This is a genomic window from Paenibacillus sp. N3.4, assembly GCF_008017805.1.
Classification (GTDB): domain Bacteria; phylum Bacillota; class Bacilli; order Paenibacillales; family NBRC-103111; genus Paenibacillus_E.
The window spans coordinates 23,412-38,178 of the sequence record NZ_VRTT01000021.1; the positions used below are offsets into that span (position 1 = coordinate 23,412).

Consider the following 14,767-nt stretch of genomic DNA (forward strand, 5'->3'; position numbering starts at 1 on the left):
AAAACTCGTAAACAAAGAGACCCGCTTAATCTGGCCTGAGAGTTCAAAAAAGAGACCCGACAGCTTGTGTCAGGTCTCTAATCCTATTTGCTAATTAGTTTACGGTTATTGTGCAATAATTGAATCTGCCATTAACATAGACAAAAATGATAGCCGTTCCTTTACTAATCGGCGTTACAACACCACTCGAATCTACAGTGGCAACCGCCGGATTGTTGGATTCCCAAGTTACTGTCTTGTTGATCGGATTGGCTGGTATAGTACCCGTAACGGACAATTGGAATGTTGCCCCACCAGCAGTTAATGTATTACTGTATTTGTTTAACTGAATGCTTGCCGCGTAGCCGGCCGGTGTACGTTGGCCTTCTGCCGAGGATGCATGAGTCGCAAGTGTAATATAAACGGTACTTCCTGTAACAGGAAGATTTGTAAAGCTTACTGAATTTTGACCGCCTGCAACGGTCAGCGTACTTATAGGAGCCAAGTCAAATGGACTTGCATACACTCGAACGACTTGACCAGGCTGAACCCCGTTAACCGTAAAGTTGGCAGCGGAAGTGGGGCTAACAAATGTAACGTTGTTCGGGTTCAACTGATACGTATCCAAGGAAACCGTGTACTTGTAACCTTCAGTAGCAGTTGCACCTGTAGATACGGTAATTGCGATAGGTCCTGTCACTGCCGAGTCAAGCGGAAGTGTTACAAATTGGCTCACTGGTACTGTGGCCGAGGCATTTGATTTGGTATCCGAGATATTGTTATAAAGACGTACCACGTAGTCCTTCGGCAAACTGTTTACATAAACGTTGCTGCCCACTGTTGGCGTCATGTTGCTTGTCGTTGTAGTGACGCGGCCTTCAGACACATAGGAGATCGGTTCGTTATTGAAGCTCTTCACATAATCGATAAGTGCTGTGCTATCCACTGGACCAACAAAAGGATTTTTGCCTCGCTTACCGATTTCTAAATAACTTTTTCCCGTGGAAGATGCCATAAAGTTATTCACTGCGATAGTATAATTTTCCTTAGGGTCAATCGGCTTTCCGTCCGGCAACGTAATTCTGGTTACCGACTGGCTTCCTACATCCCAAGTGTACTTAAACCCGCTGATACTGAAATCTGCTGCGTAGTTCGGAGAAAGCTGACCGTTAATAATGGCTACGAGATCTTCTCCGGTAATATCAAGCTTTACTACAAAGTTGTTAAAAGGAAGAATTGTGAATAACTGCCCCATTGTGATGTCGCCTGCACTAAGATTCTGACGAATGCCTCCGCCGTTCATCAACGCAAAATCTGTACTCATCGAAACGCGCATACTATCTGCGATAAGGTTTCCAAGAGCATTATCGCTGGTTACAGTATATCCGCCGACCATATCGATTCCGGCAACTCCAACTTTGGCAGTTTTCAATCCGACTACCGTATCGTTAAATCTATTAAGCTGAGCCTTAATTCGAGGATCCGGATCTATCTTTGCTTGATCGACTAACACAACTTCAGCTGATTTTTCGATCACGTCACCGGTTACAGGATCAATAACAAGGTCGATATCGCCTATAGCTTTCCCGTATTCATAACCCTGAAAAATAAGTTTTCCGTTCACAGTGCCATTAACGATTTTATGATTGTGGCCGGCCAGGATCACGTCAACCTCAGGATCGACTTTATTGGCAAGATCGGCCGCCGGTCCAGTCACGGCTCCGCTAGCGTCTTGTGTTGCATCCATATGCGCCAATACCACAATGGAACGTATACCCTGCTTCTTCAATTCTGCAACATATTTATTAATCGCTGCTGCCTCATCTGTAAAACGAATCGATTCAATACCGCTAGGCAAGATCATGCCGGCTGCACTTTGAATGACTACTCCGATGAAACCGATCTTGACACCGCCCACACTTTTAATAGCGTAAGGAGGCAAGATAGGGTTTCCGGTAGTTTTGTCGACTACATTTGCCGCTATCAGTGGGAAGCCCATACCCATGTAATCAGGAATCGCTTTAGAGCTTGCGTCGCCACCGTTAATAAGGCGAAGCATTTCCGTCGTGCCTTTATCAAATTCATGGTTACCAACGGTTCCTACATCAAAGCCCATTGAATTCATGAGCATTACCGTCGGTTCTTCCTTGTTCATAGAAGATACGAGCGGACTGCCTCCAACCGCATCTCCGGCATGAACCAATAGCGTGTTAGGATTAGCAGCGGCCCGCTTTTTCATATAAGCCGCCATATAGTCCATTTCTCCATAAACGCCGTTTAAAATATACCTTCCGTCACCGTTAACATCCACTGTTTTAAAGCTAAAGGATTGATCAATTTGACCATGCAGGTCATTGAAGCTTAATAGTTTTACTTTTACCGGATCTTTTGGAGAACGGAAACTTAATGCTCTGGATTCCGTTTTACTGAGTTGTCCCCCCAAATTATAGGCTTTAAAAGTTACGTTATAAGTACCCGGTTTGTCCGTAACCGCATAAACATTATTGTAAACGGAATGGGTGACGGACGACATACTTGTAGAAAGATGATTAATGTCAAACCAGTTGCCCGTATTGTCTTGTGCCCACAGCTGTAAATTATCCGGTGAATCGGATTGTGCAGCTAATTTGTAGAGCCCTGGATTATTAAGCGCTACAAGGATTGGATCAACCGCAGGAGAAACCTCGGAAAGCGAGCCATTAAAGTCTTCCTGTGTACGGTTCAATGTATTTACGAGGCGAGTAGGAATACGATCGCTAAAATTACCTGAAAAGGTAAGGGATGCGCTGTTATTTTCTGAACTGGGGTCCGAATTTGAAGGAGTTGAGGGAGTTGAAGGTGTCGTCGTCTCTCCAACAGGTTTGCCCGGTTCGGGTTTCGTCAAATCCTTTTTATCTTCTTTAGGCGCGACTTGTTCTGCTTTACTAACAAGATCTGCTTTATTCTGTACGAACTGATAAGTCAGCTTAGCTAAAGCTTGCCGTTCCGCAGGCTTGGATGGACTAAACGAAATGGTGTTGTCCGAATTTTGTACGCCAGAAATCAGGCCAATGTTAAATGCGAGTGCAACCTCGCCTTTAGCCCAGCTCGAGATGCTTGCAGCATCTGTGAAAGGAAGCGGACTTGCCGCCAGCTTTTTGGCATTGTCTTGAATTCCTAGTGCACGAATGAAAAAGACGGCCATTTGCTCTCTACTAACTTGTCCATCGGGAGAGAATGTCTCTAAGGAAGTTCCCTGAGTGATCCCCTTTTTAACAAGTGCACCGACGTAAGGGTTATACCAAGAATCTTTAGGCACGTCCTTGAAGGTAGCTGGAGCCGACTCCTCCGGAAGATTCATAGCCTTTACAAGTACTTTTGCAAGCTGGGCACGTGTCATTTGTTCATTGGGATTAAACAATCCCGAGCCGTCACCTGACAAAATTCCCGCCCCGGTTAAAGCAACAATCTCTTTCTGGGCGTAAGATCCCTCCAGATCTTTGTAAGAAATAGCCGTCTCGGCAAGCGACAAACTAGCAAACGGAGCAGCTACGACCGATGCCAGCATCGTACTGATCAAAGCTTTTGAAACCAATTTGTAACTTTTACTGTTTCTCATCCGTTAGTTAACCTCCCTCATCATTCTGAGTTCAATTCTAGCTATATAACTTTTTTAAATTACAATAATTCATTATACAAGATTCATTTGAAATTAATTTATAAGACTTTGTAAAAATCATAAAGTAACAAATGATCACTCTTACCCTATTTGGGGCAGGTGAGGACACAATCTCTAATGTGACTCGGTAAGCTTGTTAGTGTGAACCGATTGCCGCGATGCTCTAGCATAATCGACTGATCGGCGAGCTGCTTTGGCACGATTGCGGCGCGGAAATCCGTTTTCTACTGTTGCCAAAGGCTTCACACAGCCCACATTGAAGGAATACCATGCGCGACTGGAGTTTCGCTTCCAGGAGTTGCATTTGTCAAGGAGCAGCATCCTTGCATCACCGAGGATACATTGCGAGAGCTGTTCGCTAGATTCAGAGAATCTGTCTCTAGTAAAGCATTCCTGTGATCAAGAAATTCATAGGCAGCTATGCAGAAAAAGCATCATCTAATGATCATGTGGAAATCATTTTCAAGCTGGATACTTGGGCCCGCCGGCATCGCTATTGACGGACACAGCACGACGATTTTTCCGATTCTTTAGACAAAGCGAGCTGTTTCACATCAGCGGCGATGCCGTGTAACTCAAAAAGGAGCTTGCCACCCGCACTTCAGTGGCAAAGCTCCTTTTCGTTTTTGTGGATTTAACATATGGGGACGAACCGTGGTATGTCAAAACCACAATTCACCGCCGCAATCATTCCCCGGGTCATTTCATACGCTTTTTCCCGCTCTTGCTCTAGAACAGGGACGGCAAGCCCACCTTTCCCAGTAAAATATGTACCCACCGACAATCTTGACTGCTCAGTTCCTATATATAAACGATTAGCACTTATCCGTTCATCTCGAAGGCTTCTCATATTGTATCGACTAACCTGAAACAATATGAACTGAAAAAAGCGAAAGTACCATCAAATGTGTCACGCAGACGCAGTTGGCGATACTTTCTCAGTTTATGGTATGAAGTTTGGTTTGGACTGGGATCGTAGCCCAATCGCCCCCGCTTGACGGCCTCCTCTTGCTTCTTATCCGAATTCACGAATAGCTTTTCGGCTTTTTTCTAGATGGGTAACCGATTGATCATAACTGCGGCTTGCAACACCAAGATACAGAATATCAATTACATTTAACTGCGTAATCCTCGATGAAGTGGCTCCGCTGCGAATTTCATTCTCAGTCGAAGTGATCATAAGCGGAATGTCAGCATAGGAGCTCAACGTGTTAGTGCCCCATTTTGTAATACTGATCGTAGTTGCGTTGCACTCTCTGGCATAATTCAAACAAGAAATAACTTGAGCCGTTTCACCCGAATACGAGATACCCACTGCTACATCGTTTTCCTGCAAGGATGTCGAAGATCCAATTTGAAGATGAGGATCGGCGAACGAAAAGCTCATCCGACTGATTCGCAAAAATTTATATTGAGCATCCATTGCAATCAAATTTGAAGCGCCAATGCCATAGAAAAATATGCGATTCGCATTCTGCAGCGCGTCAACCGCTTTGGAGATCATGGACACATCGAGAATTTTAACTGTATCCTTAATCGATTGTATATTGTTCGAGGATACACTGTTAATGATATTCTCTATAGAATCATCGGGTTGAATCTCTTTGTAATTAAATGCTTTATTTCCCTGCAGATCGCCGGCAACTTTCAGCTTCAATTCTTGAAACCCTGTTACGCTCATCGACTTGCATAAACGAATAATTGCAGCGGGACTACCTCCGCTCGCTTCAGCAAGCAGAGCAACGGACATCTGTACGGTCTGCTCCGGATGCTGTAATATATATTTAGCAATTTTCTTCTCAGATGGCGTAATGTCACCCAGTATTTCCCTTAACCGAACTAGGCCTCCATCCATCTCCGGCTCTCCTTTCCATTCCCTATTAATCACTCTATTATACCAACATTTCAATACGATCACTTGTTTTTCTAAAGACGTTCGTACAGAAAGTCCACAGTTCGGGACGCATCTTCGGTCCAAAAAATACTGTCGCTCAAATCAACCTTTTTCCCATAATCAGCTCGTCAACGAAATGTCCGTCAACCTTGAAAACTTCCTTCTTTTTGCCTTCCAATTCAAAGCCCATTTTCATATACAAAGCAAAAGCATTTTGATTAGGCTCCATCAATCCGAGGCTAAGGCGGGTAATTCCTTTCGTCCGTGCCCACTCTTCCAATGCATCAAAAAGCTTCGTTCCGATTCGTTGCCCGGTAAACGCCTTCAGGATGCCGATCACAATGTACATACTGTGTTTGTTCCTATTGGCTTCTCCACCAACTGCGGTTAAATATCCAACTAGCTTTCCTTCCTTAGTCTCAGCAACAAAAATAACGGAATTTCCACTAGCAAGAATCTTAAAGATCCATTCCCGATGCTCTTCCTCTGTCGTCTTTCTTTCGCCTGCCTCAAACAGCATGAAGGAACTTTCGCCATCAATTGTTTTGCATAACTCAAGATGTGCGCCTGCATCACTTTCGGTGATTTGTCGAATGATCATTTCTGAACCTCCCGCCTATTCGAGCAAAGATTAAAAAGTTATTCGTTTATGCCTGTAATCCCTAGACCAGGCGATTCCAGCAAAAAAATATGAACACCATCGTAACGGATGCCTCCGATTACTGGGTCTTTAGACATCATCAGAGGAGAATCAAAATCAACTCTCGTCACATTACTCATTGCAGCAGCAAAATGAGCTGCAGCCGTAATACCGATTCTCGTTTCAATCATACTTCCGACCATACATTCTACCCCACAAGCTTCTGCTAAACGATTAATAGTTATCGCCTTATGAATGCCTCCGGCTTTCATCAATTTAATGTTAATCAAATCGGCGCGCGCCTATTAAGGATACGGAATGCGTCCTGAGGGCTACACACGCTTTCATCCGCCATTATCAATGTATCGACAGAGCGAGTCACCCGTTCAAGTCCTTCGATATCATCCGCATGTACAGGCTGTTCAACCAGCTCCAGGTCAAGACCTGCATCTTCCATCGTTCGAATCGCTTGAATCGCTTGCTTCGCTTTCCAACCTTGATTGGCATCAAGACGTAATTTAATTCCCTTACCGACTCGATTACGAATTTCCTTCACACGCTCTATATCTTCAGTAATGTCACCAATGCCGACTTTAATTTTCAGAACGGTAAATCCGGATTTAACATAGGCTTCTGCGTCTTCGCCCATTTCCTTCGGTGAATTCAAACTGACCGTATAGTCAGTTTGCAATTCATTTCTATAGCCGCCTAGAAAACGATAGAGCGGCATACTGCATTGCTGCGTTGCCAAATCATAGAGCGCCATGTCCAAGGCGGCCTTAGCGCTTGAGTTTCGAACCGAACCACAGTGAAGCAGCGCAATGATGCGTTCCAGTTCCTGCGGCTCCATGCCGATGAGCTGAGGCTTCATCCAATTGATAAAAGCTTCGATCCCCTCGAGTTGTTCACCTGTTATAGCCAGCGTTGGTGGAGCTTCTCCCCATCCAACGCGGCCGCTTTCATCCGTTATTTTGACAACGATTGATACCGCGGTGTGAAGCGTGCGAAGCGCTGTCTTAAATGGTTTTCGTAGGGGAACGGCAATTCTTTGCGTTGAGATATCCACTATTTTCATAATCAATTCCCTCGTTCCACTGACTAAGATTCGTTGTTGTCTTTATGATCGATAGACGGTCTGATCCGTCCATTATAAAGCTGCAACAGTGTCCTAGCTTGATCTGCATTTACAGATCGTTTATGCATCACAATCGCTACTTTGGGATCACCATTCGCCATCGCAACCAGCTTCTCCGAATGCTCGTAGGTGACTTCTGCCGCATCTGCAACGATACGTTTCACTCTTTCGCGCAACTTATAATTCGTAGGCTGTACATTGACCATCAAATCGCCATAGACTTTGCCAAGACGAATCATAGAAGCGGTTGTCAGCATGTTCAGAACTAACTTCTGCGCAGTACCTGCCTTCAGACGCGTGGAGCCGGAGATTATCTCTGGACCTACAACGACCGAAATCGGTACATCGGCAAGCTCATTCATTTCAGCATTGGCATTGCAAGAAACGGACACCGTAAAAGCATGCAACCGGCGCGCTTCGCTCATCGCACCCATGACATAAGGAGTACGTCCGCTTGCCGCAATACCTACAACAACATCACCTTCACGAACACCGTTCTTTCCGACATCTTCCACACCTTCATCGAAATAGTCCTCTGCGCCTTCAATTGCTTTCAACAACGCAGCCTCGCCTCCGGCAATTACCCCTTGCACGAGGTCAGAATCCGTACCGAACGTTGGTGGACACTCCGAAGCATCCAGAACACCCAGCCTGCCGCTTGTTCCAGCCCCGAAGTAAAATAACCGGCCACCTTTTTCTAGTGAGCCTGTAATCAGATCAACCGCTTTTGCAACAAATGCCAACTGCTCGTTCACCGCATCCGCGACCTTGCGATCCTCTTGATTCATCCTTCTTACAATCTCAAAGCTATCCCATGTATCAAGCGGCATTGCTTCTCCGCTTCTTCGCTCTGTTGTCAAATCTTTCAGTTCATTAGACATATGTTTTAATTCCTTTCCTTCGGCTTAAGGATGCAATAAGTGGCAAGCTGCCATGCGCCCATCACTCAACGGCCTCAGCGTCGGTTCGATCGTTTTGCATGCTTCAATCGCGTAAGGACATCTCGTGTGAAACGTGCAGCCCGATGGAGGATTGGACGGACTCGGAACATCGCCTTCCAGCAAAATCCGTTCTTTTTTTGCTTCAGGATCCGGTACAGGCACAGAAGACAGTAACGCTTTCGTATAAGGATGCTGCGGATTCGAGTAAAGCGCGTTTTTATCGGCAATTTCAACGATTTTGCCTAGATACATGACTGCCACGCGATCTGAAATATGACGGACTACACTTAAATCATGGGATATAAACATATATGTCAGCTTGAACTCTTCTTTTAAATCCTGCATCAAGTTCAGAATTTGCGCTTGTACGGAAACGTCCAATGCGGAAACCGGCTCATCGGCGATAATCAGCTTTGGCTGCAGAATCAACGCGCGCGCAATCCCAATACGCTGACGTTGCCCGCCAGAAAATTCATGCGGATAGCGATTCAAATGCTGTTTGGACAGGCCAACGATATCCATCATTCGCTGCACTTTTTGCCTGCGCTCGATTTTATCACCGATGCGATGCACCTCTAGTGGAACCATCATAATGTCTTCAACTGTACTCCGCGGGTTTAGAGAAGCATATGGATCTTGGAAAACGAACTGCATATCTCTCTTAACAGCACGCAGACTTTTATTGTCCATCTCCAAAATATTGTTGCCTTCGAAGTAGACAGATCCTGCTGAAGGCTCGATAAGTCGAAGTACACAACGGCCCAATGTAGACTTGCCGCAGCCCGATTCACCGACAATACTCACCACTTCGCCATTATACAAAGTCAAATCGATACCATTCACGGCTCGAACTGTTTTTTTTGCTCCCCAGAGCCCTTTTTTGTTAACGTAGTGCTTAGTTAGGCCTTTGACTTCAAGCAAAGTTTCGCTCATACTGTCCCTCCTTTTCGGCAAAAAGCCAGCAACGGCTACGATGATGACTATCCGTTTCAATAAGCGGTGGTTTCACAGAGCATTTCTCCGAGGCATGCGCGCAGCGCGGAGCGAATCGACATCCTTCGGGCATTTCACCCGCCGGCGCACGGAACCCGGAATCGGTTCTAGACGTTCTTTCGTCTCGGAGGCGCTCGGAATGGATTTCATCAGGCCTATCGTATATGGATGCTGAGGATTTTTGAAAAGCGTACGAACATCCGCCTCTTCAACAATCTCACCTGCGTACATGACAACCACGCGATCGCATATTTCCGCTACAACGCCGAGATCATGTGTAATTAACATGAACGAAGTACCATACTTTTTGCTGATCGATTTCATCAAATCGATAATCTGTGCCTGAATGGTGACGTCAAGCGCTGTCGTAGGCTCATCGGCGATAATCAATTTCGGCGTGCAAGCCATCGCAATAGCGATCATCACCCGCTGCCGCATACCTCCAGACAGCTCGTGAGGATACGCGTAATACACTTCATCCGGCCTTGAGATGCCTACAACCGTCAGTAGTTCGATCGCTTTGGCCTTCAATTCCCGGTTTGGCATTTTACCGTGGCGGATAAGAGGCTCCGTGATTTGCTTGCCAATGGAGTGGAGCGGATTGAGCGATGTCATCGGCTCTTGAAAAATCATCGAAATCTGATTGCCTCTAATTTTTGTCATTTCTTTTTGAGAAAGTTTGGCAAGATCGGTTCCATCGAAACGGATCGTTCCTCTCAAGACTGCATTACTCGCAAGCAATCGAAGCACAGAAAGGCTGGTAACGCTCTTGCCGCACCCAGACTCACCGACTACTCCTACAATTTCACCTTTATTCAAAGTCAAACTAATCCCGTTTACGATGTCTACTGTGTGATTACGTTTCTTAAAGCCTACATACAAATCTTGTATTTCCAGTAAAGAGGTGGTTGGTGTCATTAGCCACTCCTCCTTTCATTGGTTTCTAATCAATTGGTGTGTGATGAAAATAATGCATGACGGAGCGCTGCCCGCCATTCAATCATTCCTTCCTTCACGACGGGATGAATGCGGTTAGTTAGGACGATCACTGTAATATCCATTCGATCATGTCGGTAGATGGATGTTCCAGTAAATCCTGTATGTCCGTAAAGCTCATTCGCATAAAGTTCCCAGCCAAGCCCTCGTTTTAATGTCCCGCTTTCTGCATGACAGCGAACCGCGCTTTGGCATAATGGTTCCATAATGAGGGATTGCTCCCTCCACATCTTCATATAGCGTTCCAAATCCCATATCGTACTGAATAATCCGGCATGACCACTGATGCCTTGCATTCCATAATAGCAATTCGCATCATGCACTTCCGCGCAAATCGGCTCTAGGCGCCAGTTAAGCCCACTCAGCTGCTCACGGCAAAGACCAAACGATCCTTCCGGCAGCATGCCGCTCTCCAGTTTATCCATGTACGTAAGCGCCATGCCTCGTTCAAACTCATTACCCAACTCCGTTGGCGCCACACTGGCACTATAAATCTCCTCTGTATCGCGAGGTCGGAACCAAGCTGTCTTCATACTTAGCGGATCGAAAACAAGACTCTGCGCAATATGATCAAGACGTTCTCCCCAGATGCGTTCAAGCACCCAACCTAACAGCATAAAGCCTAGATCGCTGTAGATTACTGCCTCACCCGGCTCTCGCTCAAGCGGTTCTACGGTAATCGCCTGCAAATATTCCTCTTTGCTTCGCAGAATTGCAAAATACGGGCGCCAAGCAGGCAAGCCCGATGTATGCGTAAGCAGATGATGAATGGTAATTTCTCGTTTTCGGATCGCATCAAAGCCACTGATTAATTCAGGCAAATACGTTGTAACACAATCATCAAGCCGCAGTCTGCCTTCCTGAACGGTTAGCAATATGCATGGCAGCGTAACCGCCACTTTCGTGAGTGATGCTAAATCGAACAACGTATCCGAGCGAAAAATCTCGCTTGGCTTGCCCGTAAGTGTCGCTGGGCTTAATATTCCGCAAGTAAGCACGTTCACCGCACCTTCTTGGATCAAGCAAGCAACTCCCCCAGGAAAGATCCCCTGCTGAACACCTGATTCCATTAAGGATGCCAACGTTTGTTCTCGAACTGTTGTAGGAACTTTCTCCCATTTCACCATCGTTACCTACCCTGATGCCTTGGATCCAGCAGATCTCTTATCGCATCTCCGAATAAATTAAATGCCAGAATCGTAGCTGTCATCACAGCCACAGGCCAAACGATCATCCAAGGAGCAAGCTCCATGTATCTTCTCGCTTCTGATATCATGCCTCCCCATGAAGGGTTTGGCGGCTGAATGCCGAGGCCCAAAAAGCTGAGCGCCGATTCCGTAAGAATAGCTCCAGAAATCGCCATAGTCGCTTGTACAATAAGCGGTGCGTTAATATTGGGCAAAATGTCTTTAGACAAAATACGCCAAGTACTAGCTCCTATTGCTACAGAGCTTTCCACATACTCCAAATGCTTGACGGAAAGAACCGCGCCTCGCACCGTCCGTGTAAATACCGGCACATTTACGATGGCAATAGCTAATATCGTTTTGGAAGTTCCCGGACCGAAGGTCGCGACAATGGCCAGCGCAAGCAAAATTTCCGGAAAAGCAAAGAATACGTCCATACACCGCATAATTATTGAATCGATCCTCTTGCCGAAGAAGCCTGCAACAAGCCCCAAAAGCGTACCGACTACGGCGCTTAACGCTACTGAAGAAATTCCTACCCAAATCGAAACGCGCGCACCATAAAGCACTCGACTGAAAATGTCTCGTCCAAACTGGTCTGTCCCCATGATATGCCCGTTGCCGCTACCAATAAGCTGACTTTCATTTGCCATAACAGTAGGTCCGAACTTGACTAGGAACGGAGCAAATAGCGCACCGAGACAAATCAGCAGTAAAAAGGCAGAAGTTACAATGGCCGTCTTGTTCTGAAAAAATCTGCGTCTGAATGTATGCATGTATGAATCCCCTTTTCTAATACTTGATACGAGGATCTATTTTCGAATAAATAATGTCCACGAGTAAATTAACGGATACGAAGATAACAGAGACAAACAGCACGCCGCCTTGCACAACTGGGTAATCGCGATGGTAAATGCCATCCAAAATATATTGTCCTAACCCAGGAATCGAGAACAGTTGCTCAATGATCACCGAGCCACCAAGTAAATATCCGAACTGCATGCCAGCCAGAGTCAGAATTGGAATCGATGAATTGCGGAATGCGTGATGAATTAACACTTGTCTGTTTGTATTGCCTTTAGCCCGAGCTGTGCGAATAAAATCCCGGTCCAGCGTCTCCATAAATGCGGAGCGCGTCATGCGCATTAAACCTCCTGCCAGTACGACACCGACAGTAATCGAAGGCAGAATTAGCTTTTTGAACCAGCCTGCCGGATCATCCCACAAGCTCACAAATCCAAGCGGAGGAAACCAATTAAATCCAAGTGACATGACTAACAAGAGCAGTGTGCCAATCGCAAAACTCGGTACAGAAATGCCCAGCATGGAGATGCTTCGAGCAATGATATCCACTGGCTTATTCGCTTTAACCGCGGACAGCATACCGACCGGGATCGCTATTATCCAAGAAATCAGAATTGATACCACAGTAAGCTGTAAAGTGACGTTGAATCTTTTGAGCAGTTCAGGTAAAATATTGCCTCCGCTGCGTACCGATACGCCAAAATCACCATGCAGAACGCCGCCAATCCATTTTAGATACTGCATAATAAGCGGCTGATCAAGCCCTAGCTGAAGCGTGAGTGCTTTAATCGATTCTTCAGTTGCCTCCGTTCCTAGAATAACTAGAACAGGATTACCGGGCACAAGATGAAGAATAAGAAATACAAGAACGGAAATACCGAACAAAATGGGAACAAGACTGATCATGCGTTGTAAGATATAACGTCCCAAAATGTACCCCCCTTATGAAAAAAAGGCGGCGTTGACAGCCGCCCATTTTTCAAATACTATTTGCCAGAAACAGAAGCTTGAATGATTGCATATTGCTCGCCTGCTGCGGTCGGATTGAATCCTTGAACACGATTGCTAACCGCATAGAAAATTTTCGGAGAAGCAAGGAACACGTTTGGCGCATCTTGGACTACCATTTTTTGAGCCTGATTATAAATCTCTTTTCGTTGTTTATCATCTGTTGTTTCGAGCGCTTTCTGAACGAGAGCGTCATACTCTTTATTGGAATAATTCCATACGTTTGCGCTGCCGTCAGTTGCAAAGAAGAAACGAAGCGCACGGTCTGGATTTGTGCCTGAAGAGTTACGTCCAACCATCGTTACCATATCTTTTGACTTCCATTTCGCGATATAAGCCGCTTCTTCCATTTTGTTAATTGTTACTTTAATACCGATTTGCTGCAGCTGTTGCTGAATAACTTGAGATAAGTCAACCAGATCTTGATACATAGCCTCGGTATCGATGGCTGTTTCAAAGCCGTTCTCGTAACCAGCTTCTTTCAGAAGCTGTTTGGCTTTATCGATGTTTTTCGTGTAAGCCGGGAATTCACTGACAGGAAGTGCATACGCTTTCAAAGCCGGTGAAATCGGTCCGCTCGGAACACCTTGAGCTTTGTATACCGTATTGGCGATCTCATTACGATCCATAGCGTAAGAAATAGCTTGGCGCACTCGCGGATCGTCAAAAGGTTTCTTCTTCACGTTCATTCCGAAGTAACCGTATTCACCCGACAAGTAGTTGATCACTTTTACGCTTTTTGCACTCTCGAGAAGCTTTGCCGATTCATTCGAAACCATGGAAATATCGACCGATCCCGAACGAAGTGCTGCAAGACGCTCGGACTCATCTTTCATGAGTTGAAACTTGATGGAATCTACTTTTGGTTGAGCGCTGTTAAAATAATTCGGATTTTTCTTAAGCAGCACATACTGTCCATTTTCCATTTTCTCCAGCATGAACGGACCCGTACCTACCGCTTCCTTATTTAAGTCAGTCACTTCTTTAGGAACAATAGATGCAAATACGCTGGATGCATTAGCTAGGAATGCCGTATCCGGTGTTTTGAATTTGAAGACAACCGTGTTTTTATCTGGTGTCTCAATGGATGCGATACTACTAAAGGAAGACTTAGAAAGCGCTCCTGTACTTGGATTAAGAATTCTTTCATACGTATATTTCACATCATCCGAGGTCATTTCACGACCGTTATGGAATTTCACTCCAGGATGCAGGTTCATCGTCAGCACTTTACCATCTGGTGAGAATCCCCATTTGTCTGCAAGTCCTGGCTTCACGGTAAAGTCGCCATCCATCGTTGTAAGAGAATCGTAAATGAGCGAATAAATACGCTTACTAGATGCAGCAGGCACTTTATTGGGATCTAGTCCGACTGGCTCTTGCTCAGCGGCAACGATAAGTTGTGTTGGACCTGCCGCCTTACCTTCTACTTTCGCGCTTTCTTGGGATTTGCTCGAGCAAGCCGTAAATACCATTGAAATAGCAAGGATAAGTGTAAAAATTGCACTTTTCTTCATTTTGACCCTCCTGGT

General features: G+C 45.6%; 9 protein-coding genes and 2 pseudogenes. All 11 read right to left on the reverse strand.

Annotation, left to right across the window (positions count from 1 at the left end):
• Positions 1–94: 94 nt before the first annotated feature.
• Positions 95–3,577: a 5'-nucleotidase C-terminal domain-containing protein gene (locus FU659_RS12750; protein ID WP_147947936.1), complete on the reverse strand. Its 3,483-nt coding sequence runs from the start codon at positions 3,575–3,577 to the stop codon at positions 95–97.
• A 1,075-nt stretch (positions 3,578–4,652) separates the two neighbouring features.
• Positions 4,653–5,492, reverse strand: a complete 840-nt coding sequence (locus tag FU659_RS12755) for a MurR/RpiR family transcriptional regulator (RefSeq protein WP_147947937.1) — start codon at positions 5,490–5,492, stop codon at positions 4,653–4,655.
• A 136-nt stretch (positions 5,493–5,628) separates the two neighbouring features.
• On the reverse strand, positions 5,629–6,132 hold the full coding sequence (locus FU659_RS12760) for a GNAT family N-acetyltransferase (RefSeq protein ID WP_147947938.1): 504 nt from the start codon (positions 6,130–6,132) through the stop codon (positions 5,629–5,631).
• 38 nt (positions 6,133–6,170) lie between these two features.
• Positions 6,171–7,246, reverse strand: a pseudogene (locus FU659_RS12765) (dipeptide epimerase).
• A 23-nt stretch (positions 7,247–7,269) separates the two neighbouring features.
• Positions 7,270–8,187, reverse strand: coding sequence for an N-acetylmuramic acid 6-phosphate etherase (murQ, locus tag FU659_RS12770; RefSeq protein WP_147947939.1), 918 nt, complete (start codon positions 8,185–8,187; stop codon positions 7,270–7,272).
• A 24-nt stretch (positions 8,188–8,211) separates the two neighbouring features.
• Positions 8,212–9,180: an ABC transporter ATP-binding protein gene (locus FU659_RS12775; protein ID WP_147947940.1), complete on the reverse strand. Its 969-nt coding sequence runs from the start codon at positions 9,178–9,180 to the stop codon at positions 8,212–8,214.
• Positions 9,161–10,158, reverse strand: a pseudogene (locus FU659_RS12780) (ABC transporter ATP-binding protein). The gene FU659_RS12775 and the pseudogene FU659_RS12780 overlap by 20 nt, the downstream one beginning before the upstream one ends.
• A gap of 29 nt (positions 10,159–10,187) precedes the next feature.
• Complete coding sequence (locus tag FU659_RS12785) at positions 10,188–11,363, reverse strand: serine hydrolase domain-containing protein (RefSeq protein WP_147947941.1); 1,176 nt, start codon at positions 11,361–11,363, stop codon at positions 10,188–10,190.
• A gap of 2 nt (positions 11,364–11,365) precedes the next feature.
• Positions 11,366–12,199: an ABC transporter permease gene (locus FU659_RS12790; RefSeq protein WP_147947942.1), complete on the reverse strand. Its 834-nt coding sequence runs from the start codon at positions 12,197–12,199 to the stop codon at positions 11,366–11,368.
• 16 nt (positions 12,200–12,215) lie between these two features.
• Positions 12,216–13,157 carry an ABC transporter permease gene (locus FU659_RS12795; RefSeq protein WP_147947943.1) on the reverse strand — a complete coding sequence of 314 codons (942 nt, stop codon included), beginning with the start codon at positions 13,155–13,157 and terminating at the stop codon, positions 12,216–12,218.
• 56 nt (positions 13,158–13,213) lie between these two features.
• Positions 13,214–14,752: an ABC transporter substrate-binding protein gene (locus FU659_RS12800; RefSeq protein WP_147947944.1), complete on the reverse strand. Its 1,539-nt coding sequence runs from the start codon at positions 14,750–14,752 to the stop codon at positions 13,214–13,216.
• Positions 14,753–14,767 lie beyond the last annotated feature (15 nt).